This window comes from Planktothrix sp. PCC 11201 (genome assembly GCF_900009135.1).
Taxonomy (GTDB): domain Bacteria; phylum Cyanobacteriota; class Cyanobacteriia; order Cyanobacteriales; family Microcoleaceae; genus Planktothrix.
Window position 1 is genome coordinate 1 of record NZ_LT797758.1, and the last position, 296, is coordinate 296.

The window sequence follows — 296 nt, forward strand, 5'->3', positions numbered from 1 at the left end:
AATGAAACTGGTGATAACTGATTACATTTATGGGTGAGTAAAGAAATATCACAAAACCTCTAAAGTAACGAAATGTTACGAAATTCAGAGATAAGTAATAAAAATTTACAAGTCCCATCTCTCAAGTGCTGAGGTGAAAGCATAACCCCTAGTTTGACTGGATAGCAACCAACAGGCTAAAGCGGGGTTAAAAGGTAGAACTACTGGTAGCCAAAACTGGTAACTATCGAGCAAGAAGTCCATGCGTAGCAAAAACAAAGATGTGTCTGAACCATCGTAATCAATGATGGTGCAAT

At 37.8% G+C, this 296-nt stretch carries 1 protein-coding gene; it reads right to left on the reverse strand.

Features of this window, described 5'->3' with window-relative positions:
- Positions 1-105: 105 nt before the first annotated feature.
- Positions 106-296: hypothetical protein (locus tag PL11201_RS27270; protein ID WP_234996848.1), on the reverse strand; the 191-nt coding region annotated here is incomplete at its 5' end.